The organism is Tenacibaculum sp. TB-53, assembly GCF_059716285.2.
Genome location: NZ_CM202790.1, coordinates 3,009,029 through 3,032,217 on the forward strand (window position 1 = coordinate 3,009,029; position 23,189 = coordinate 3,032,217).

The window sequence follows — 23,189 nt, forward strand, 5'->3', positions numbered from 1 at the left end:
TATGAAGAATTTAAAAATAATTATCGCTTTAGCTGTAGCAGCAACAAGCTTAAGTTCTTGTAACGATAAACGAAAACCACAAGTTCAGTTCATGCCAGATATGTATGTATCTGTACCCTACGATGCAAATGGAGCCGAAGGTATTAATAATGAAGAGGTAAATAAATTACCAGTAGCAGGTACTGTAAGCAGAAACGGAGTTGTAGCTTATGATATTCCTGACACTAATGAAGGATATGAAAAAGCAAAAGCTGAATTAAAAAACCCATTACCAACTACTGAGGCTAACTTAGAAAAAGGTAAAGAGTTATATGACATATACTGTGCTTCTTGTCACGGAACAAAAGGGGATGGTAACGGAGTGTTATCGCAAAGAGATAAATTCAATGGTATCCCAAATTACGCAGACAGAGAGTTAACCCCAGGGAATATTTATCATGTAATTATGTATGGTAAGAACTTAATGGGATCTCATGCATCACAGTTAAGATACAATGAGCGTTGGCAAGTTGTACAATACGTAGAAAAATTAAGAAGCGAATTAAAATAAGTCTATAATAGATAGTTAAGATATGTACCAGTTTTCAGGAAAATTAAAAATGCTAGCTATTGTTTTAATGGCTGTAGGACTTTTAGGAACAGGTTATAGTTTCTTTTCAGCGCCTAAAACATTAGAAGAAGCAAAAGAAATTTTAGCAAAACAAGATGCACATCATGGAGGTCATGAAGCGAAAGCAGATCATGCTGATGTAGAGCATAAAGAAGAAGCTAAAGTTGAAAATCACGAAGAAGATACAACAACTGAAGAGCATGTTGCAGATAGTACTGCTACACACACTGAAGAAGTAGCACACAACGGTGAACAAAATCATTCGGAAGAAGCTATTGAAAATACACAAGCAAAAGATAGTTCGGCAGTACATGTAGCTGAAGATGATCATAAAGAAACTGCAATTGATGAAGCGAATGAAACAACTGAAGCACATACTGAAGTAGCTGCTCATGGCGAAGATCACGGAGATGCTCATGCAGAACACGCTTTACACCAAATGCAAAATAGACCTTGGTCTGCTTTGTATGTTGCTTTATTATTCTCTTTAGGTATTACATTGTTAGTGCTTGCTTTTTATGGTTCACAAATTGTTGCACAAGCAGGATGGTCTGTAGTATTGCACAGAGTAATGGAAGCTATTTCATCAAATTTACATTATGTGAGTTTAATAATGTTAGTATTCTTAATACTTACAGCAATGCATATGAATCACCTGTTTACTTGGATGGGAGAAGGAGTAACTGACCCAACGAGTCCAAATTATGATGCTATAGTAGATGGAAAAAAATGGTGGTTAAATACCCCTGGTTGGTTAATAAGAAGTATTGTTTACTTAGCAGGTTGGAATGTTTATCGTTTTCTAATAAGAAAATGGTCGTTAGCTCAAGATAACGGAGATTTAAAGCAGCATAAGAAAAATTATAATGCAACAGTTATATTTCTTATATTCTTCATGATTACTGAAAGTATGGCTTCTTGGGACTGGATTATGGCAATAGATCCGCACTGGTTCTCAACATTGTTTGGATGGTATGTATTAGCTACTTTCTTAGTGTCTGCTTTAACAGTCATAGCAATGGTAACTATTTACTTACGTTCAAAAGGAGTATTGCCATTGGTAAATGATAGTCATATTCACGACTTAGCTAAATTTATGTTTGGTTTCTCAGTATTCTGGACATATTTATGGTTCGCACAGTTTATGTTAATTTGGTATGCAGATATGCCAGAAGAAACAACTTATTTCCTATTACGTTTTAACGAATATAAAGTGCCATTTTTAGCAATGGTTGTAATGAACTTTATTTTCCCAGTATTATTATTAATCAACAGTGATTTTAAGAGTAGACCTTGGTTTGTAATTTTAGGAGGAGTTGTAATCTTAGCAGGTCATTATATTGACTTATTTGTAATGGTTATGCCAGGAACAGTAGGTGGTCAATGGGCATTTGGAATTGGAGAGATAAGTGGGGTACTATTCTTCACAGGATTGTTTATTTTTGCTACGTTTAATGCGTTTGCAAAAGCTAATCCAGTGCCAAAAGGTAATCCTTATTTACACGAAAGTGAAACCTATCATTACTACAACATCGAACACACAGGAGAAGATAGTAATCATCATTAATAAAAAGAATTAATAAACAAATAGTTTAGATAATATGCTCGCTTTATTTTATATTTTCATAGCAGTTGCAATCGGAGTAAGTTTTTGGCAAATTACTCGTATAATGAATTTCCGTTCTGTAATTGCTACAGATGAAGACAACGAAAAACAAGCTAAATATTCATTAGCTTTCCTAGCATTCCTTTATGCAATGATGATTTACTGCTTAATTGCCATGAATGTAATTATGTTACCAGAAGCTGCTTCTTTTGAAGGAGAGCATGATGACAACCTTTTTAATATCACTTTTTGGTTAATTGGAATAGTTCAGTTTGGAATGCAGTTTTTAATTTTCTTCTTTACTTACAAGTACAGAGGAAATAAAAACAATAAGGCATTATTTTATGCAGATAGTCATAAGTTAGAATTAATTTGGACAACTATTCCTGCAGTAACAATTGTGTTATTAATTGGATATGGTTTATGGGCTTGGAATAACATTATGTATGTTGGAGACGATGAAAACCCTATTGTAATTGAAGTATATTCTCAACAATTCCGCTGGGATGCACGTTATGCAGGTGAAGACAACCAATTAGGTTTAGGTAATGTAAACTTTATCAAAGGGATTAACACTATGGGGGTCGATATGTCAGACCCAAGTGCACAAGATGATAAGCAAGTAACAGAATTATACTTACCTAAAGGGAAGAAAGTATTATTCAAGTTCCGTTCGCAAGATGTATTGCACTCTGCTTATATGCCACACTTTAGAGCACAAATGAACTGTGTTCCAGGTATGGTTACTCAATTCGCATTTACGCCAAAGTATACCACAGCAGAAATGCGTCAAAATTCTGAGGTAATTGCAAAAACAGAAGGAATTAACAAAATTAGAAGAGCTAAAGGAGAAGACCCATATGAGTTTGATTACTTACTATTGTGTAACAAAATTTGTGGAGCATCTCACTACAATATGCAAATGAAAATTACTGTTGTTGAAGAAGAAGAGTACAACAAGTGGTTATCAGAACAAAAAACATTAGCTCAAGTTATTAAATAAGATATTTTTTTAAAGTATATATAGATTATGTCAGATCATCATCACAAAGAAACATTTGTAACTAAATACATCTTTAGTCAAGATCATAAAATGATCTCGAAACAATTCCTTGTTACAGGTATATTTATGGGTATCATAGGAGGTTTCATGTCTATGTTATTTCGTTTACAAATTGCATGGCCAGATACATCGTTTTCAATTGTTGAAGCATTCTTAGGAAACCATCAAACAGATGGAATTATGAACCCAGATATGTACTTAGCGTTAGTTACGATTCATGGTACAATCATGGTATTCTTTGTCCTAACGGCAGGTTTAAGTGGTACATTCTCCAACCTATTAATTCCGTTACAAATTGGAGCTCGTGATATGGCTTCTGGATTCTTAAATATGGTATCTTATTGGTTGTTTTTCTTATCATCAGTAATAATGATTATTTCATTATTCGTAGAAGCAGGACCAGCATCAGCAGGATGGACAATTTATCCTCCATTATCTGCATTACCACAAGCAATCCCAGGTTCAGGTACAGGAATGACGTTATGGTTAGTGTCTATGGCAATTTTCATTGCATCATCGCTAATCGGATCATTAAACTATATCGTAACAGTTTTAAACTTACGTACAAAAGGATTGAAAATGACAAGATTGCCATTAACAATGTGGGCATTCTTTATTACAGCGATTATTGGTGTAATTTCATTCCCGGTATTATTATCAGCAGCCTTATTATTAATCTTTGATAGAAGCTTCGGTACTTCATTCTACTTATCAGACATCTTTATTTCTGGAGAAGTATTACATTACCAAGGAGGGTCACCAGTATTATTCGAACACTTATTCTGGTTCTTAGGTCACCCAGAGGTATATATTATCTTATTACCAGCATTAGGTATTAGTTCAGAAGTAATTTCAACAAACGCACGTAAACCAATTTTTGGTTACCGTGCAATGGTTGGTTCTATTATGGCAATTGCATTCTTATCTACGATTGTATGGGGTCACCACATGTTCGTTTCTGGAATGAATCCATTCTTAGGTTCTGTATTTACATTTACAACAGTATTAATTGCAATTCCATCAGCAGTAAAAGCATTTAACTATGTTACTACACTATGGAAAGGTAACCTACAGTTAAATCCTGCAATGATGTTCTCAATCGGATTAGTTTCTACGTTTGTAACAGGAGGATTAACAGGATTAGTATTGGGAGATTCTGCTTTAGATATTAACGTTCACGATACATATTTTGTAGTGGCACACTTCCACTTGGTAATGGGTGTATCTGCTTTATTAGGGATGTTTGCTGGTGTTTATCACTGGTTCCCTAAGATGTATGGTAGAATGATGAACAAAACATTAGGATACTGGCACTTCTGGTTAACAATAATCAGTGCTTACGGAGTATTTTTCCCAATGCACTTTATAGGGTTAGCTGGTTTACCACGTCGTTATTATACAAACACAAACTTTCCAATGTTTGATGATTTGGCAGATATAAACGTGTTTATGACTATCATGGCTATTCTTGGAGGTTTAGCACAGTTAATCTTCATAGCAAACTTCTTTATTTCTATGTATAGAGGTCAAAAAGCAACACAAAACCCTTGGAATGCAAATACACTTGAGTGGACTACTCCAGTTGAACATATTCATGGAAACTGGCCAGGAGCAATTCCTGAAGTTCACAGATGGGCTTACGATTACAGTAAAACAGATGAAAATGGTGAGTATGTACACGGAAAAGACTTTGTACCACAAAACGTACCACTATTAGATGGCGAAGAGCCTTCTTAAAAAAGATAAATTATAAAGCCTCCCAAAACTGGGAGGCTTTTGTTTTCTATAAGTATTAGTAGATCTTGTAATAATTTTTTAGCATAAAATATTAGTTAAGTAACTTATATTACAATGTGAACATTTTATTTCAAGTATATTTGCAACAATATGAATGAAAACTTAAACCCTGAAAACACAAATTATTCAAATGAAGAATTAGATGTAGAAAAAAAACTGCGTCCGCTTTCATTTGATGATTTTACTGGCCAAGATCAGGCAATAGATAATTTAAAGGTTTTTGTAGAGGCAGCGAATCAACGAGATGAAGCGTTAGATCATGCCTTATTTCACGGCCCTCCAGGATTAGGAAAAACAACATTGGCTCATATTTTAGCTAATGAATTAGGAGTTGGAATAAAAGTAACTTCAGGGCCTGTACTAGATAAACCTGGAGATTTAGCGGGTTTACTAACCAATTTAGATGAACGAGATGTTTTATTTATAGATGAAATACATCGATTAAGTCCAATAGTTGAAGAATACCTGTATTCAGCAATGGAAGATTATAAAATCGATATCATGATTGAATCTGGTCCAAATGCACGTACAGTTCAAATTAACTTAGAGCCATTTACTTTAGTAGGAGCAACTACTCGTTCAGGATTGCTCACAGCGCCTATGCGAGCTCGTTTTGGTATCAGTAGCCGATTACATTATTACTCAACAGAATTATTAACAACCATCATACAACGAAGTGCATTTATTTTAAAAGTGCCTATTTCTATGGAAGCCGCAATTGAAATTGCAGGAAGAAGTAGAGGGACTCCTCGTATTGCTAATGCATTACTACGTAGAGTGCGTGATTTTGCTCAAATTAAAGGAAATGGTACAATTACCATAGAAATAGCCAAATATGCTTTAAAAGCTTTAAATGTAGATGCACATGGTTTGGATGAAATGGATAATAAAATTTTATCCACCATTATCGATAAGTTTAAGGGTGGCCCAGTAGGAATTACTACGTTAGCTACTGCTGTAGCAGAAAATTCAGAAACAATAGAAGAAGTTTATGAACCTTTTTTAATTCAGCAAGGGTTTATTATGCGTACGCCAAGAGGAAGAGAAGTAACTGATTTGGCATATAAACATTTAGGAAGAATTAAAGGAACTAGTCAAGGAGAGCTCTTTTAAATAAATGGAATTACTAAAAAAACTTATACCGATACTAGAATGGTTACCCAACTATAAAAAGTCACAGTTAAAAGGTGATGTAGTTGCAGGTATAACCGTTGCTATTGTGCTAATTCCACAAGGTATAGCGTATGCACTTATTGCAGGTTTACCACCAATTTATGGGTTGTATGCTGCGTTAGTGCCTCAATTACTATATGCTATTTTTGGTACGTCACGTCAAGTAGCAATTGGTCCTGTAGCAATGGACTCATTGATTGTAGCAACAGGAGTATCTACCTTAGCATTAACAGGTTCTGAAAGTTATATAGCTATAGCAATATTACTCGCGCTAGTAGTAGGGACTATTCAGTTTTTAATGGGAATTTTCCGTTTAGGATTTATTGTTAACTTTTTATCAAGACCTGTAATAACTGGGTTTACCTCTGCAGTAGCTTTAATTATTGGATTGAATCAATTTAGGAATTTATTCGGAGTAGATTTTGTACAAAGTGATCAAATCCATGTATTATTAGAAGATATTCTCTTCAGACTTAAATATTTTAAAACAAATACAACAATAATAGGTTTAATAGCATGTGCTATTATTATAATTTTTAGAAGAATTAATAGAAAAATACCCAATGCATTAATCGTTGTTATATTGGGTATAATAAGTATCCGTTTTTTTGGAACAGAATTTTCAGATGTAGCCATTGTAAAAGATATTCCATCAGGCTTACCTAAATTTTCAATGCCAGTAATTGATGTAGCTTTAATACGTGAATTAATGCCGATAGCGGCAACTTTGGTTATGGTAGGATATTTAGAAACTATTTCTATCGGAAAAACCTTGGAAGCTAAGCAAGATGAGTATAGAGTAAGACCCAATCAAGAATTAGTAGCTTTGGGTTTAAGTAATATGGTTGGGTCATTATTTCAATCATATCCGTCAGCATCAAGTTTTTCTCGTTCGGCAATTAATGCAGAATCGGGAGGAACTACAGGAGTTTCCGCAATAGTTTCCGCAATTTTGGTAGTGTTTACCTTACTTTTTTTAACCCCAGTTTTTTATCACTTGCCAAAAACTATTTTATCAGCAATTATTATAGTTGCAGTTTTTAACTTAATAAATTTAAAAGAAGCAAGAAGGCTATGGAAAGCAAATAATTTAGATTTCTGGCTACTCTTAGCTACTTTCTTAGCTACTATTTTCTTCGGAATTGAATATGGAATTTTAATCGGGGTAGTTTTATCATTAATTGTTTTAATTTTTAGAACTTCAAGACCGTACGTAGCAGAGTTAGGAAAAGTACCAAATTCAGATTTCTATCGTAATAAAAGCAGGTTTAAGGAAGTCATTCTAGATGATGAAATTTTAGTATTTCGCTTTGATGCACAACTTTTTTATGCTAATTCAAATTACTTTAGAGATAAGTTAGATGAAATGGCATCAGAAAAAGGAAAAGCATTAAAGTTGATTGTTTTAGATGCTGAAAGCATAAACAGAGTTGATAGTACAGGAATTGATATGTTAAAAGAACGTATTATTTATTTTAACAAGCATAACATTCAATTTTACTTTGCAGGAGTAAAAGGACCTGTAAGAGATGCCTTTTTTAGAGGAGGCTTATTAGACGTTGTGAGTTTAGACCACTTTTTTATGCGTGCCAATGGTGCCGTAAATTTTTATAAAACAGGAGATAATCAAAATCAGAAAAAATACGCACAGTATATACACCAAGCGTATAAATAATATATAATATCATGAAAATAGAGCAAATTTATACAGGTTGTTTAGCACAAGGAGCCTATTATATTGAAAGTAATGGAGAAGTAGCAATTATAGATCCATTACGTGAAGTTGATCCTTACATAAACAGAGCTGAAAAAGATGGCGCTAAAATCAAATATATTTTCGAAACTCACTTCCATGCAGATTTTGTAAGTGGTCATGTTACACTAGCTGAAAAAACAGGAGCAACAATTGTATACGGACCAACAGCAAAAACAAATTATGAAGCTCATATAGCAACAGATGGAGAAGTATTTAGATTAGGAGAAATTACAATTACTGTATTACATACTCCAGGACATACAATGGAAAGTACTTCTTATTTGTTAAAAGATAAAGACGGAAAAAATCATGCAGTTTTCAGTGGAGATACTTTGTTTTTAGGTGATGTTGGACGTCCAGATTTAGCACAAAAAGCAGCAAACTTAACGCAAGATGAATTAGCAGGATTATTGTACGATAGTTTACGTACAAAAATTATGACATTGGAAGATGAAGTAATTGTATATCCGGCACACGGAGCAGGATCGGCTTGTGGTAAAAACTTAAGCAAAGAAACAGTAGGCACAATTGGCGATCAAAAGAAAACCAATTACGCATTGCGTGCAGACATGACCAAAGAGGAGTTTGTAAAAGAAGTAACAGACGGGTTACTACCTCCACCTGAATATTTTCCTTTAAATGTAAAAATGAATAAGGAAGGATACCAATCTATCGATGAAGTTATCAAAAATGGAGCAAGAGCTTTATCAGTAATAGATTTTGAAAAAATAGCAAACGAAACAGATGCGTTGATTTTAGATGTACGTCATCAATCAGAATTTATTAAAGGATTTATTCCTCAATCAATTTTTATTGGTTTAGGAGGAACATTTGCTCCATGGGTAGGAGCATTGATTAAAGATGTTACTCAACCAATTTTATTAGTTACTCCTAAAGGAGAAGAAGAAACTACGATTACACGTTTATCTCGTGTTGGTTTTGATAATGTGTTAGGATATTTAGATGGAAGCTTTGCAGCTTGGAAAGAAGCAGGAAAAGAAGTAGATACGTTACGTTCTGTTTCTGCAACTATTTTAGCAGAAGCAATAACAAAAGAAGCACCTGTTTTTGATGTTAGAAAACCAGGAGAATATGCAAATGAACATATTGTAGATGTACCAAGTACACCGTTAGATTTCTTAAACGAGCATGTTGAAGAGTTTCCAACAAAAGAAGACTTTTATGTACATTGTGCTGGAGGATACCGTTCAGTAATTGCAGCGTCTATTTTAAAAGCCAGAGGATTTCATAACATCATTGATGTTGCTGGAGGGTATAAGGCTATTAAAGAAACTGATATTCCAAGGACAGCAACGGTATGTCCATCAACTTTAAAATAAGCAATATGAACAAAGGCGTTTTTTTAGTAGGTTTATTTTTAACAGTGATATTGTCGTGTAAACCACAAAAAACTGAGGTAAATAACATTACTATAGATAACTTACAAGTAGTTTTACAGAATGAAAATAATGCACAGTTATTAGACGTTAGAACCCCAGAAGAGTGGTCAAGAGGAGTTATTGAAAACCCAATTAAAATAGATGTTACAGGTAATGATTTTGAAGGAAAAGCTCTGGAGAAATTAGATAAAACAAAACCGGTATACCTTTATTGCCGTTCAGGCGGAAGAAGTTTAAAAGCAAGTGAGTTACTTGCTCAAAAAGGTTTTAAAGTATACAATGTTTTAGGAGGTTATCTAGAATGGACAGAGAAAAATAAAGAATAAAGAAAATCCCGAGTATACTACTCGGGATTTATTTATCTTAAAGGCGCTTCGTCCTGAAATAGCGTTGTATTAAGAACAAGTGTAATGAATAATAAGTATAAAAAACATACTCAAAAAGAGTAACCAGTAAGTTTTAACTTTAGTACTGTACAAGAAGTAGAGTAGGACTGTTTATCAATATTTCAGGCTTATGGTATTCAGTGTAGAAAAACCATTTGTGAACTGGCTTGAAAAATAAGATAGCTTTGATTATAGGAAAGCCAAAGCTATGTGTCAGATCAAATGCATAAACAAGGTAAAATTAAAAACTTATAAAAAGAAAATCTCTCAACAAACAACTGTTTATTGAGAGATTTTTATAACTCTAGCCCTAATGAAAGCTGTAACGTTTTTTAGGACGGTACAATTGTTTAAATTAATTAGCTTAAAACTTCTTTTATTCTTTTAATTGCTTCACGTAATTGTAATTCAGAAGCAGCATATGATAAACGAACACAGTTTGGTGCACCAAAAGCTTCACCAGTTACAGTAGCTACATTTGCTTTTTCTAATAATAGCATAGAAAAATCATTTGCATTTTTAATTTCTTTTCCTTGGATAGTTTTTCCGAAGAAATAAGAAATGTCTGGAAATACGTAAAAAGCACCTTCAGGTACGTTTAATTTAAATCCATCAATTTCTCCTAATAACTGTAACACTAAATCTCTACGATTTTTAAACTCATCTACCATGTACTGTACTTTTTCTGGCGATGCTTTTACAGCTGTAATTGCAGCACGTTGTGCAATACAGTTGGTTCCTGAGGTAATTTGACCTTGCATTTTTGTACATGCCTTAGCAATCCATTCAGGAGCACCAATATAACCGATTCTCCATCCTGTCATTGCAAAAGCTTTCGCTAAACCGTTCACGGTAATGGTACGATCGTACATACTTTCAATAGCAGCAAAACTAAATGGTTTTGTTCCGTAGTTAATGTGCTCATATATTTCGTCAGATAAAATATAAATATCCGGATGCTTTTCTAATACTTTAGCCAATGCTCTGTATTCTTCCTCGCTATAAATTGTTCCACTTGGGTTGTTTGGCGAGTTAAAGAAAATCATTTTTGTTTTTGGTGAAATAGCGGCTTCTAATTGTTCTGGAGTGATTTTGAAATCGTTTTCAATAGAAGAAGGAATTTCGGTAAACTTAGCCTCACACAAAGTTGCAATTGCAGAATAACTTACCCAATATGGAGCTGGTAATAATACTTCATCACCAGGGTTTAATAATACCTGAGCTACGTTGGCAATAGATTGTTTTGCTCCTGTAGAAACAACTACTTGGTTTGGAGCATATGTTAAGTTATTATCACGTTTAAACTTCTCGCAAATAGCTTCTTTTAACTCTACATATCCATCAACTGGAGTGTATGAGTTGTAGTCTTGATTAATGGCTTCAATAGCAGCATCTTTAATAAAATCAGGAGTGTTAAAATCTGGTTCTCCTAAACTTAAACTAATGATGTCTTTACCTTCAGCTTTTAATTCTCTCGCTTTAGCAGCCATTGCTAAAGTTTGCGATACTGGTAAACTTTGAATTCTGTTTGATAATGCGTTTGACATTGTGTTGTTATGTTGTATGTTGATTTATGCTAATTGCGGTTTTTTTCCTAATTCAGCTAAGTGTCTAAAATGCTCAATAACTGCTTTACGTGTAGTTTTATACTCATTATAAGGAAGGTTAAATTCCTTAGCAGTTTCTTTTACAATTTGAGCTAACTTATTATAGTGAATATGAGAAATATTTGGGAAAATGTGGTGTTCTACTTGGTGATTTAATCCACCTGTGTAAAAGTTGATAAACCAATTTTTAGGAGCAAAATTTGCTGTAGTATATAATTGGTGGATGGCCCAAGTGTTTTTCATATTACCATCTTCATCTGGTAAAGGGGTTTCTGTTTTAGGAACAATGTGTGCTAATTGGAAAACCACGCTTAAAATGATTCCTGCAGTATAGTGCATTACAAAAAATCCGATTAATACTTTCCACCAAGCAACATTCATTACTGCAATTGGTAATACAATCCAAAGTGAATAATAAATAACTTTCGAAACTACTAGTTTTGTCCATTCTTTAGCTGGATTTGGAAATTCTCCATACGATAACTTTCGCTTTAAGTAACTGTGCATTTGTTTAAAATCAGTAGTGATTGCCCAGTTAATCGTTAACAATCCGTATAAAAAGATTGAATAATATTTTTGGAATTTATGAATCCATAACCATTGTGTGTGTTTTGAAAAACGGATAATTCTACCAGCATCCATATCTTCATCATGATCTTGAATGTTAGTATAAGTATGGTGTAATACATTGTGTTGTACTTTCCAGTTATACACGTTACCTGCTAAAATATAAATACTGCTTCCAAAAAGCTTATTTACCCATTTTTTACTAGAAAAAGATTCGTGATTGGCATCGTGCATCACATTCATTCCTACTCCAGCCATTCCAATACCCATTACAATAGCAAGAGCTAATTTTATCCATTGCGACATATCAACAGTTAAAATTAATATGAATGGAACGATAAAAGTAGCTAACATAATGATAGCTTTTGAATATAGTTTCCAGTTACCTGTACGCTTAATGTTGTTTTCTTTAAAGTAAGTGTTAACTCTTTTATTCAGAGTTCTAAAAAACTTGGCTTTGTCTATTCTTGAGAAGTTTACTGTCTTCATTTATTGTTTGTTTGTACCGCAAAAATAAACGTTTTTGGTTCACGGTTATTGCTAAAGCTTAACTTTTTAACTAGATTAATATCTTTTGCAGAAAAATTAACAATACCAATTAGTTTTTTATTTTTGCAACGGAAAAAATCACTTCATGGAATCCTCCTATAGAGGAATTATTGAATAGACAGAGTCTGTTGTAATACCAAAAGAGAAGAAATTTTATAGTAGGTAGCATTTTGTACTGATTAATATGTCTTAATAGGTTACCTAAAAAAGTAAGTACTTAATTTAAATACACATTGGTTTGAAACTTGTAAAAAAATACTTTGACAATTTATCGGAAACACAATTAGCACAATTTTCTAAGTTGCAAGAATTGTATGAAGACTGGAACTTAAAAATTAATGTAGTTTCTCGTAAAGATATTGATGAATTGTATTTGCGTCACGTATTGCATTCACTAGGAATTGCAAAGGTGATGGAGTTTAAAGCTGGAGCCAAAGTGATGGATGTAGGTACAGGAGGAGGTTTTCCAGGAATTCCGTTAGCCATTTTATTTCCTGAAACCCAATTTCATTTGGTAGATTCTATCGGAAAGAAAATTAAAGTAGTAAATGAAGTTGCTGAAGGTTTAGGTTTACAGAATGTGAAAACAACTCATGGGCGTGTTGAAGAAGTTGATGATACGTACGATTTTATAGTAAGTAGAGCAGTAGCGCAAATGGAAACATTTCACCGTTGGGTGAAAAATAAAGTGCATAAAAAACAAAATCATGCACTTAAAAACGGAATTTTATATTTAAAAGGTGGTGACCTTACGGAAGAACTTGCGAACTTTCCTAAAGCCACCATTTATGATTTACCAGACTTTTTTGAAGAAGATTTCTTCGAAACTAAAAAAGTGGTGCATTTACCTATGAAATATAAAGGTTAAGCTTTTACAGAAGAAAAAACATAGTGCATTTCAGCAGCAATTTGTAGGCTACGCTCTAAGTATTTCTCTTTTTCTAAAGGTGTACCATCATATAGTTTAGGGTCTTCATAAGTAACAGGTACTCTTTTATCAGCACCAGCAATGAATGGACAACCTTCATCGGCTTGTGAACAAGTCATGATAGCGCAAAAAGCTGAGCTTGGATTAAAGTCATTATCATACTTTTTAGAAAAACCTATAATAGGTGATGCGTTATCAGCATATTTTACCGCGTATATAGGATTTGTTCCATCAGATAATTGTTGAATTTGAAATCCGTTATCAACCAAAGTGCTTACTACTATTTCGTTCATCTCTGTATCTTCTGTACCGCCAGAGTATGCGTTTACATTTGGTATTTGATAATAAAAAGTCATCGTTTGTGCCCATACTTGCGACAAATGACTTCTTCTTGAATTATGAGTACAAATAAAATTCAGGTTTATAAGTCCTTTATTATCCAGTTTTTCTTGAATGTAACTTATAAGCGGTTGTAAAACTTGTTTTCGCTCTTCCGAAACAGTTGGTAAACTTGAAAGAGTTTGTTGTATTTCAGTAAATAGTGTTGAGGTTTGTGTTTTCATATTAGCAGCATCCAGAGTTAGGTTCACAAGTAGTATGTTTTTGTAAGTCAGATAGCTTTACTCTTGGTTTTTCTTGTGGAATTCCGCAGTTATCTTTCGCCAAACAATCTGTTTGTTTTGTTGTTAGTAAAAAGTAGGTTCCGTCAAAATCTAGTCCGTATTTACCAATCGTACTTCCTTGATATTCCACTTCAATCTCTAAGTTAGGTGAAATGTTTAATGTCTTTTCAGATAATTCTATAATAGATATTAGTTTCTCAGGGTGTAATCGATGATCATAATCATTAGCGTTCCAAAGCTGAAAGTTAACCACTTCTTCATTTCTTACCACTCCACCACAATCGATAAAGTTTTTAGTAACTCTACCAACTTCCGTTACATGAAAATGGTTAGGGACCAAACTACCATCAGGAAGTTGAAAAGCAATAGTTTTTAAGTTTTCTAGATGTTTTTTTATTTCAGATAAATTCATTTTAATATATTTTTATATTGCAATATTACGATTAATAAGTTTAAATTTTTTTAGCAGCACGACATGTCTTTTATGTCAAGATTTAAAAAAGAAGATAATAAAGTTTTTGTCTCTTGCCATTTAGCTGGATTTATGCAATAACAAACACTTGTGCCTTCAATAGTTCCTTTAATAATTCCTATTTTTTTTAATTCTTTTAAATGTTGCGAAATAGTAGGTTGCGCTAAACCTATTTCATTTACTAAATCACCACAAACACAAGAATTTAGTTTGAATAAATGTTGTAAAATGGCAATACGAGCAGGGTGTCCTAATACTTTCGCAATAGAGGCCAATTGGTTTTGCTCTTCAGAAAAAATTTCAGATTTAGTTAATCCCATTTATTAAATATTTAATTGCAATATTACGATTAAGTAATGGTTTTTACAAAACTTTAAAAGTTAAATTTTTTATAAAAAGTTTAATACCAGCGTTTTTTCTTCTTTTTAGAAGCTTCTGATTTTCTTCCTTTTTTATGTTTGCTAATGGTATTGGGTTGTTTTTTCTTCTTTGGTTTAGCTAGAGGGAATGGATGGTCTTCTATAATTTTTATAGTTCTATCCATAAACTTTTGAATAGCTTTAATGTACGAAGTTTCATCGGCACTACATAGCGAAAAGGCGATTCCAGATTTACCTGCTCTACCAGTTCTACCAATTCGGTGTACGTAGGTTTCAGGAATGTTAGGTAAGTCAACATTAATAACCGCATCTACTTTACTAACGTCAATTCCACGAGCAGCAACATCGGTAGCAATTAAAATGTTGGCTTTGTTGTTTTTGAAATCCTCAATAGCTTGGTTTCGTAAGTTTTGTGACTTATCACCATGTACACTGGTAGCTTTGTATCCGTTTTTTTGAAGAGTTTTCTCCAATTTGTCAACCCCAAATTTGGTACGACGAAATATAATAATACGACCTTTTATGGTATTGCGTAATAAGTGCAAACACAAATCGACCTTATGCTTTTTAGGGGTGTAGTATAGTAACTGACCAATATTTGTTGAAGTGGTTTCTGCAGGTGAAATGTCTATCTTCTCTGGCTTGTATAACATTGATTGAGCCAAGTCACTTACTTTGTCAGGCATTGTTGCAGAAAATAGTAAGGTTTGTTTTTTACGTGGACATAATTCTTCAATCTTTCTTACATCGTCGATAAAGCCCATATCTAACATTAAATCAGCTTCATCTAAAACAAAAGTTTTCAGTTGGCGAACATCAATACTACCTTGTTTATGCAAGTCGATAAAACGACCTGGTGTAGCGATTAAAATATCTACCCCTTTTTCTAACACATCTTTTTGAGGTTGTGTAGACATACCACCGTATATAACAGTACTTCTTAAGTTGGTGTACTTACTATATGCTTTAAAATTTTCTTCAATTTGAATAGCTAGTTCTCGAGTAGGACTTACAATTAAAGCTTTGATTTTTTTTGCTCTTTTTTCAACATCATCTTCCTTAGAAAGCTCATGAATGATAGGTAACGCAAAAGCAGCAGTTTTACCAGTACCTGTTTGTGCAGCTACAATCACATCTTTTTTATTGAGTACTAACGGAATTACTTTTTGTTGTACTAAGGTTGGTTTGTGATGCCTTTCTTCCGTAAGCGCTTTTAAGATAGATTTATTGAGTTGTAAGTCTGTAAACTGCATTCAAATACTTTTTTGCAAAGGTAGGCTAAAACAGAGAATGAAAAATTTATTTTATAGTATTTCAGAGGGCTAACTAAGTATAAAAGCCTTGTTAAAGGTACTTTTTATACTTTTAAGGGAAGCTTGCGATAGTTTTGATGGTATCAAATTAACGGTATGCTGTTTATTAAAGGAGTTTAGCGAAAGTGAAGTTTTTTACAACTGGAATTAGAAATGCATACGAAAGCATGTCTAGCGAACTAGTATTACAAGGTCAAGTAAACTTATTAGATTGGGGTATTGATTATGATAAATTGGTAAACGGACAGTCATCAGATGTACCTACAAAATGGTTGTATTTGAATATGAAAATTGAGTTGAGTTAATCTAGTAAACTGAAAAGCCCAAATAATATTGAGATGCTATTTGGGGCTTTTTTTACATTTTGTGTTTAATCAGTGTAAAAGGGGATGTGAATTATTTTATATCGTAGCTAGAAAGTGATTAATAATGTTGTTAGTTGCTAGTGTTAGTCATTTATTTTTATTTCATATCTTTTTGAATTTACACGCTCAAATAAATTAGCAACATTATCCTTTTTAGAAATTATTCTTGTTTTTTTTCTGCCGTGAGTAATCTTTAATTTTTTGAGGTTTTCAGACAACTCTTGTCTATTATATTCAGATTTGGGGTTGTAATTTCCAATCCATCCTAGCTTTATTTCTTGTCCTTTTCTTAATTTACAAGTAACTATCTTTTTATTTAAATCAATATTTAATTCTGGGTTTTCAGTTTTTTTGAGTATTGATAACCAATTTGATTCCATTATTTCAGGGTTAGAAACAAATCCACCAAACTCAGTTACTTCTATAAATTCATATTCAACTATTATGAATTCATTACTTGTGTTATAAATAAAGAATTCAGTTTTTATTGAGCAACTTGTTAAAGTAAGAAACAATAGAAATATTAACTTTTTCATTTTTTTTTTGTTTATAGTTAACCTACATTAAGTTAAGAATCAAACCTAAAAAATAGACTGTTCAGAAAGTGTGGTAAACTCTTCTAAAAAGCGCATGCCTCTATATGAGTTTCCTTTTTTATTCAATTTAGGACTCCATACTGCAATGGCGTATTGGTTAGGGTGTATGGCAATAATACCACCACCAACGCCACTTTTCCCTGCGAGTCCAACTTTAAAAGCAAACTCCCCAGATTCGTCATAAAAACCACAGGTTTGCATTAATGCATTGATTCTTTTGGATTGACTTTTAGTTAATATTTGTTCTCCCTGTCTGGTTTGTCCGTTATTGGCTAAAAAGAAAAACAATTCAGAAAGCTGTTCGCAAGTCAATTCCAGCGAGCATAAATCGAAATAGAAATCAAGTACCACTTCAGGGTCGTTGTATATATTTCCGTAAGACTTAATAAAATTGCACAAAGCCACATTTCTGTATCCTACCGATTTTTCTGAAGCCGCAATTTTTGCAGAGTAGTCAATGTCTTTATTTTTAGAAAGACTTTTAATGAAATTCAATAAATCTTCTTTCGGATTTACTAAGCTGCTAATTAAAATATCGGCAATTACAATAGCACCTGCGTTGATAAACGGATTTCTAGGAATACCATTGTCAGTTTCTAATTGAACAAGTGAATTGAAACTGTTGCCAGAGGGTTCTACACCCAATCTGTCCCAAATAGATTCACCAAGATGTTTATAAGCCAAACAAAGTGATAATACTTTAGCAATACTTTGAATAGAGAATTTTTCTTGAAAGTTTCCTAAACCAAAATTGGTGTTAGTAACTGTTGAAATATATACGCCAAATTTATCAGCATCAATGGTAGCTAATTCAGGAATATAGGTAGCTAGCTCCCCAATATTTTCAATAGGAGCTATTTTTTGATATACAGCTTCAAGTATTTCTTTATAATTCATTGTTTATAAACGCTAATATGTGTTAAACGAAATTAGTTGAATTCTGTTTGAAAACAAATAAAAAAGCAACCTCATTGAGGTTGCTTTTAACTTATAGTAAATTTCCGTAATCGGAATATTTTATCCTAAGAAAGGGTAACGATAATCAGTTGGAGAAACAAATGTTTCTTTGATTAAACGAGGAGATACCCAACGTAATAAGTTTTGAGCAGATCCTGCTTTATCGTTCGTTCCTGAAGCTCTTGCTCCACCAAATGGTTGTTGCCCTACAACAGCTCCTGTTGGCTTATCGTTTACATAGAAGTTACCAGCACAGTTTTCTAATGCTTTAGTAGCTTCAGCAACTGCATAACGATCTGTTGAGAATACAGCACCTGTTAAAGCGTACTCAGAAGTTCCGTCAACTAACTTTAACGTATCAGCCCAATCTGCATCTTCATACACATAAATAGTTACTACAGGGCCGAATAATTCAGTTTCCATAGTAGTGTATTTAGGGTTTGTAGTTAAGATAACAGTTGGCTCAATAAAGTATCCTTTTGATTTGTCGTAGTTACCACCAGCAATAATTTCTGCATCAGCATCAGCTTTAGCTTGGTCAATATACTTTGCTAACTTATCAAAAGAACCTTCGTGAATTACCGCAGTAATAAAGTTACTCATATCTTCTGGAGAACCCATTTTAAAAGAAGCGATATCTTCTTTTACATAGTTTAAGGTTTCTTCAGCTAACGATTTTGGTAAGTATACTCTTGAAGCCGCAGAACATTTTTGACCTTGGAATTCAAAAGCACCACGAGAAATACCTGTAGCTACTTGTTTTGGGTTTGCAGAAGGGTGAGCAATGATAAAATCTTTACCACCAGTTTCTCCTACAATTCTTGGGTATGTTTTGTAAGTGTGAATGTTTTCACCAATCTTTTTCCATAGTTCTTTAAATACATAAGTAGAACCTGTAAAGTGGATTCCAGCGAAATCAGGAGAAGATAAAACTACATCAGTAATTTCAACAGGATCACCATAAATTACGTTGATAACACCGTCTGGTACACCAGCTTCTTTAAATACATCTACAATTACTTTTGCAGAGAAAATTTGGCTATCAGATGGTTTCCATACTACAACATTCCCCATCATTGCAGCTGATGCAGGCAAGTTTGCAGCAATTGCAGTAAAGTTAAATGGAGTAATTGCATATACAAACCCTTCTAACGGACGGTATTCAACACGGTTCCAAATTCCGTCGTCAGAGTTTGGTTGTTCGTTGTAAATTTCAGACATATATTCTACGTTAAAACGTAAAAAGTCAATTAATTCACAAGCAGCATCAATCTCAGCTTGGTGAACAGTTTTAGATTGCGCAATCATAGTTGCAGCGTTAATCTTTGCACGGTAAGGACCCGCAATTAACTCAGCAGCACGTAAAAAGATAGCAGCTCTTTGTTCCCATGGCATTTGCGCCCATTCCGTACGAGCTTCTAAAGCATTAGCAATTGCTTTTTCTGCATGTGTTTTGTCTCCAATATGATATTGTCCTACCACATGTTGGTGGTCGTGTGGAGGTGTCATATTACGAGTATTTCCTGTTCTAACCTCTTCGTTACCGATGTACATTGGTACATCTACAGATCCGTTAAAATATTCTTTGTATTGTTTTGAAACGGCTTCGCGCTCTGAAGATCCTGGAGCATATCCTTTTACCGGTTCGTTAATGGCAGTTGGTACGTGAAAAAATCCTTTTCCCATTTGTATGTTGTTTGTTGAATTAAATTTCTTTCTTTGTTATTGAAAAGTCTATCTCAGACTTTCCTAAATGACAAAGTTACGGTTATTTTAGGAATATTTAAATGGACATAAGGCTGGAATTATATAAAAGTAAAACAATATGTGTACGGTAACTTATTTACCTTTAGGGAATAATAATTTTATATTAACATCAAATAGAGATGAAGACCCGAAACGAAAAACGATTGCACCAAAAACGTATGTTGAAGAAGGAGTGAAGTTAACATACCCTAAAGATGAATTAGCTGGAGGTACATGGATAGGGTTAAGTGAAAAGAATAGATTGATTTGTTTGCTAAATGGAGGGTTTACAAAACACCAAAGAGCAGAATCGTACCGAATGAGTAGGGGAGTGATTGTGAAGCAGTTATTAAAAGTTGATGATCCTGTTGAAATTATCAATCACTTTGACTTTGAAGGAATTGAGCCTTTTACCATTGTGTTAGTTGATTGGAATAATGGGTTGCAAGCGTATGAATTGGTTTGGGATGGAGTTAAAAAACATTTTCAAGAGCTAGGTAAAACTCCTAAAATATGGTCATCATCTACACTATATACTGATGAAATGAAACAGCTAAGAAAAGAGTGGTTTGCAGATTGGTTATCCAACAACAAAGAGTTTCATCAATCAGGTATAATTAATTTTCATCAAGATGAAACTAGAGGTAATAAAGAAGTGTCATTAAAGATGAAGCGTCAAAGTGTAGAAACTGTTAGTGTAACTTCAGTAATAAAAAAAGAAAAGCAACTTACCATGAGCTACTACGACCTGCATTCAAATATTAACAAAATAGGAGTCGAAATCATTAGTTTGTAATAAAAGCGATTTAATATCTTTGCAAAAAAAGTTTTTATGAATAAAAAAATATTATTGCTATTTTCTACAATTTCTATCCTTTTATTTACTAGCTGTTTTGAGTTTGTTGAAGAAGTGAGTTTTAATAAAGATGGCTCAGGAAGTGCTGTACTTACCATTAACTTAAGTAAAAGTAAAACAAAGCTAGCTTCTATAATGCTACTTGACAGTATTAATGGCTATAAAGTACCTTCAAAAGTAACTATAAGAAAAAAAGTACAAGAAATAGTTTCTAAAATTAAAGGAACAAAAGGAGTTCATAACGTAAAAAACACGTTAGATTTTAATGAGTTTATTGTTACAGTTTCGTGTGATTTTGATAATGTAGAAGCTTTAAATGAAGTAATAGCTAATTTTAGCTCAAAGAAACATATAGAAGCTATTAAAAAGAATAAACATTTTACCTTTAATGAAAAAAGTAAAACATTTACACGCAGTCATCATTTTGATCTAGGAAAAGAGTTTAGAAAAACAAAAAATCAAGACCGTAAAGTATTTGAAACTGCAACTTACACCAGTGTGTATAGGTTTCAAACACCTATAAAATATACAGAAAACAACAAAGCAAGAATATCAAAAAGTAAAAAAGCTATTATGTTGCATTTACAGGCACAAGACATCATAGCAAACAAACAAACAATCAAAAATAAAATACAATTAGAGAATTAAATTTAGGATGAAAAAAATTATTGCTACACTACTGTTTTTAAATATACTTACAGTTATACAGGCTCAACGACTAGAGTCTAAGATACCTAACAACATAGATGTGTTAGTTTCTGCAAACGCAGAAAATTTATTTAAATTGATAGAAGTATCAGATATTGACAAAAATGCTATTGGAAAAGAAATTTTAAAGGATTTAAATAGAGATAATAATATTTACAGAGTAGAATCTGTAGTTGAGTCAGAGTCAGATGAAAAGAAAGAAGACTCAAAAGATATAGAAGAGAGAAAAAAAGTTTCTTCAGTAGCTAATGCAGGGATAGATATTAAGTCAAATGCCTATTATTTCTTTAGTAAAACAGATAGTATTTCATACCATAACTTTTATGTGGAGTTGAAAGATAGAGAGCTCTTTGAGTCTATGTTAAGTAAACGAAATAAGAAGAAAATAAGGAGAATGGAGGGTTATAATATTATTGAAGGACGAAGTGATATTAGAATATGGAACGATGATTACCTTTTATTGGTAAACGGTGATGCGTCAAGAGGATATTTCTCAACTCATAAAGAACGTCTAGATAAGCTTAAAGAAGAAGGAGAGTTTGGTTACAACTTCAGAAAAAGAATAGGTAAAGATTGGACAAAAAAATATGTGCTAGACCTATTTAATAAGAATGTTATAATGTCTATTGCTACTAATAAAAAGTTTCAAAAGAGTAAAAAGAAAAATGCATCGGCAACACTTTGGATTCGTAACTATGGAATGTTAATGACAGACTTATTTAAGTCTTTTGGAGGTTATCTATATCCTATGTATGCTGAAGGAGGAAATCAAAATATTTATGGAGTTGAAGAAGTAACTGCTAATTTGTTTTTTGATAAAAGTGATGCAAGAATTTTATTAGATATGTCGGTTAGTTCTGATATGAAGAAATCTTTTAAGAAGATTTATAATAAAAAAATGAGTAGCAATTTAGTTAATAGCTTTGATCATGATAAAGCATTAGCTTTTTGGAGTATTTCTATAGATACTGAAGAAACATTAAAGGAATATCCAGAATTATTACATAAGATGTACGGAGGTATTTTACCTAAATTTCAAGAAGAAATGGAACTTGTAGGTGATTTATTTTCTTTAGTTATAGATGAAAAAGCAGTAGGTAGATTAGTTACTGGAGATGCTCTTTTAGTATTGAACGATTTTTCTAAACAAGAAGTAGAGTACACTACTTACGAATATGATAAAGATTATAAGCGTAAAGAAGTAACAAAAACAAAAGAAGAGTTCATTCCTGATTTTACGTTGATGATTGGTTCAGAAGAAGAAGATTTATTGAATAAGTTTTTCAAATTAGGGGAAAAGCATAAAGCAGTTGAGATTGAAAATAACGTAGTAAAGTTTAAAACTAAAAAGTCTGATATACCATTTGATTTATATTCAGTAGTTAAAAATGATGTATTGTACTTAACTACATCAAAAACGAATGCGTTAAGTATTGCTAGTGGTAATAATAATTTTAACACAAAAAAACATAGTAAGTTGGTTAGAGACAACTCAACAGTGCTTTTTGTAGATGTAAATGCGGTTTTAAATAAAATTCCTAATAAATGGATGAGTAAATCGGAAAAAGAGGCAATGCGCTTTTCAACAGATAACTTAAATGATGGAGTATTTAGAGTGTCTAGAATGAAAGGAAACACAATTTCTTCTGAATTAAAAATATCTACACAAGGAACAGAAGAGAACACGTTAAAATTATTGTTAGAATTTATCAATACAGTAGCGAAATAAGC

The 23,189-nt window shown here is 32.9% G+C and carries 22 protein-coding genes; 13 read left to right on the forward strand and 9 right to left on the reverse strand.

Translation table 11 applies throughout. The annotated features are described in order from the left end of the window. Position 1: 1 nt before the first annotated feature. From AC3VJB_RS13830 to AC3VJB_RS13865, 8 genes are all read left to right on the forward strand, one after another. On the forward strand, positions 2-550 hold the full coding sequence (locus AC3VJB_RS13830; RefSeq protein ID WP_172644827.1) for a c-type cytochrome: 549 nt from the start codon (positions 2-4) through the stop codon (positions 548-550). A gap of 22 nt (positions 551-572) precedes the next feature. Further along, on the forward strand, positions 573-2,177 hold the full coding sequence (locus tag AC3VJB_RS13835; protein WP_239178498.1) for a quinol:cytochrome C oxidoreductase: 1,605 nt from the start codon (positions 573-575) through the stop codon (positions 2,175-2,177). A 34-nt stretch (positions 2,178-2,211) separates the two neighbouring features. Beyond that, positions 2,212-3,219 (forward strand): cytochrome c oxidase subunit II, encoded by a 1,008-nt coding sequence (locus tag AC3VJB_RS13840; RefSeq protein ID WP_073182523.1) that lies wholly within the window; start codon positions 2,212-2,214, stop codon positions 3,217-3,219. A gap of 27 nt (positions 3,220-3,246) precedes the next feature. Beyond that, positions 3,247-5,016 carry a cytochrome c oxidase subunit I gene (locus AC3VJB_RS13845; protein WP_073182524.1) on the forward strand — a complete coding sequence of 590 codons (1,770 nt, stop codon included), beginning with the start codon at positions 3,247-3,249 and terminating at the stop codon, positions 5,014-5,016. 150 nt (positions 5,017-5,166) lie between these two features. Continuing rightward, positions 5,167-6,189: a Holliday junction branch migration DNA helicase RuvB gene (gene ruvB, locus AC3VJB_RS13850; protein ID WP_073182525.1), complete on the forward strand. Its 1,023-nt coding sequence runs from the start codon at positions 5,167-5,169 to the stop codon at positions 6,187-6,189. Between the two features lie 4 nt (positions 6,190-6,193). Continuing rightward, entirely contained in the window at positions 6,194-7,924 is a 1,731-nt protein-coding gene (locus AC3VJB_RS13855; RefSeq protein WP_159509054.1) for a SulP family inorganic anion transporter, read from the forward strand. An 11-nt stretch (positions 7,925-7,935) separates the two neighbouring features. Beyond that, complete coding sequence (locus AC3VJB_RS13860) at positions 7,936-9,345, forward strand: MBL fold metallo-hydrolase (protein ID WP_047788306.1); 1,410 nt, start codon at positions 7,936-7,938, stop codon at positions 9,343-9,345. 5 nt (positions 9,346-9,350) lie between these two features. Next, entirely contained in the window at positions 9,351-9,731 is a 381-nt protein-coding gene (locus AC3VJB_RS13865; protein ID WP_053056634.1) for a rhodanese-like domain-containing protein, read from the forward strand. Positions 9,732-10,150: 419 nt separating this feature from the next. Here the strand turns inward: AC3VJB_RS13865 and AC3VJB_RS13870 are convergent, their stop codons facing one another. After that, positions 10,151-11,338 carry a pyridoxal phosphate-dependent aminotransferase gene (locus tag AC3VJB_RS13870; RefSeq protein ID WP_201284718.1) on the reverse strand — a complete coding sequence of 396 codons (1,188 nt, stop codon included), beginning with the start codon at positions 11,336-11,338 and terminating at the stop codon, positions 10,151-10,153. A gap of 24 nt (positions 11,339-11,362) precedes the next feature. After that, on the reverse strand, positions 11,363-12,454 hold the full coding sequence (locus AC3VJB_RS13875) for a fatty acid desaturase family protein (RefSeq protein WP_125066569.1): 1,092 nt from the start codon (positions 12,452-12,454) through the stop codon (positions 11,363-11,365). A 298-nt stretch (positions 12,455-12,752) separates the two neighbouring features. On the opposite strand from AC3VJB_RS13875, the gene rsmG reads away from it, so the two are divergent. Next, positions 12,753-13,382 (forward strand): 16S rRNA (guanine(527)-N(7))-methyltransferase RsmG, encoded by a 630-nt coding sequence (rsmG, locus tag AC3VJB_RS13880; RefSeq protein WP_437823629.1) that lies wholly within the window; start codon positions 12,753-12,755, stop codon positions 13,380-13,382. On the opposite strand, the gene AC3VJB_RS13885 is transcribed toward rsmG, so the two are convergent. The 4 genes from AC3VJB_RS13885 to AC3VJB_RS13900 form a co-directional block, all read right to left on the reverse strand. Then, complete coding sequence (locus AC3VJB_RS13885) at positions 13,379-14,005, reverse strand: arsenate-mycothiol transferase ArsC (protein WP_253680983.1); 627 nt, start codon at positions 14,003-14,005, stop codon at positions 13,379-13,381. The two genes, rsmG and AC3VJB_RS13885, sit on opposite strands and share 4 nt — an antisense overlap. Before the next feature lies 1 nt (position 14,006). Further along, positions 14,007-14,477, reverse strand: coding sequence for a DUF6428 family protein (locus tag AC3VJB_RS13890; RefSeq protein WP_159610843.1), 471 nt, complete (start codon positions 14,475-14,477; stop codon positions 14,007-14,009). 50 nt (positions 14,478-14,527) lie between these two features. Then, on the reverse strand, positions 14,528-14,857 hold the full coding sequence (locus tag AC3VJB_RS13895) for an ArsR/SmtB family transcription factor (protein ID WP_047788311.1): 330 nt from the start codon (positions 14,855-14,857) through the stop codon (positions 14,528-14,530). 80 nt (positions 14,858-14,937) lie between these two features. After that, on the reverse strand, positions 14,938-16,170 hold the full coding sequence (locus AC3VJB_RS13900) for a DEAD/DEAH box helicase (RefSeq protein WP_047788312.1): 1,233 nt from the start codon (positions 16,168-16,170) through the stop codon (positions 14,938-14,940). A gap of 185 nt (positions 16,171-16,355) precedes the next feature. Here AC3VJB_RS13900 and AC3VJB_RS13905 point away from each other — a divergent pair, with 185 nt between their 5' ends. Beyond that, positions 16,356-16,535, forward strand: coding sequence for a hypothetical protein (locus AC3VJB_RS13905; protein WP_173359306.1), 180 nt, complete (start codon positions 16,356-16,358; stop codon positions 16,533-16,535). A 143-nt stretch (positions 16,536-16,678) separates the two neighbouring features. Here AC3VJB_RS13905 and AC3VJB_RS13910 read toward each other — a convergent pair whose 3' ends face one another. The 3 genes from AC3VJB_RS13910 to pruA all read right to left on the reverse strand — a co-directional run bounded on the left by AC3VJB_RS13910 (position 16,679) and on the right by pruA (position 19,834). After that, entirely contained in the window at positions 16,679-17,131 is a 453-nt protein-coding gene (locus AC3VJB_RS13910; RefSeq protein WP_497667258.1) for a hypothetical protein, read from the reverse strand. A 45-nt stretch (positions 17,132-17,176) separates the two neighbouring features. Next, positions 17,177-18,088, reverse strand: a complete 912-nt coding sequence (locus tag AC3VJB_RS13915; RefSeq protein WP_497667259.1) for a glutaminase — start codon at positions 18,086-18,088, stop codon at positions 17,177-17,179. A 120-nt stretch (positions 18,089-18,208) separates the two neighbouring features. Then, on the reverse strand, positions 18,209-19,834 hold the full coding sequence (gene pruA / locus AC3VJB_RS13920; protein WP_159509044.1) for an L-glutamate gamma-semialdehyde dehydrogenase: 1,626 nt from the start codon (positions 19,832-19,834) through the stop codon (positions 18,209-18,211). Positions 19,835-19,973: 139 nt separating this feature from the next. Between pruA and AC3VJB_RS13925 the strand changes: the two genes are divergently transcribed. The 3 genes from AC3VJB_RS13925 to AC3VJB_RS13935 are packed head-to-tail and all read left to right on the forward strand — an operon-like array spanning position 19,974 to position 23,187. Continuing rightward, complete coding sequence (locus tag AC3VJB_RS13925) at positions 19,974-20,690, forward strand: NRDE family protein (protein ID WP_047788316.1); 717 nt, start codon at positions 19,974-19,976, stop codon at positions 20,688-20,690. Between the two features lie 36 nt (positions 20,691-20,726). Further along, entirely contained in the window at positions 20,727-21,398 is a 672-nt protein-coding gene (locus tag AC3VJB_RS13930; protein ID WP_239178465.1) for a hypothetical protein, read from the forward strand. Positions 21,399-21,405: 7 nt separating this feature from the next. Further along, a complete protein-coding gene (locus AC3VJB_RS13935) occupies positions 21,406-23,187 on the forward strand; it encodes a hypothetical protein (protein ID WP_239178467.1) in 1,782 nt (593 codons plus the stop codon). Positions 23,188-23,189 lie beyond the last annotated feature (2 nt).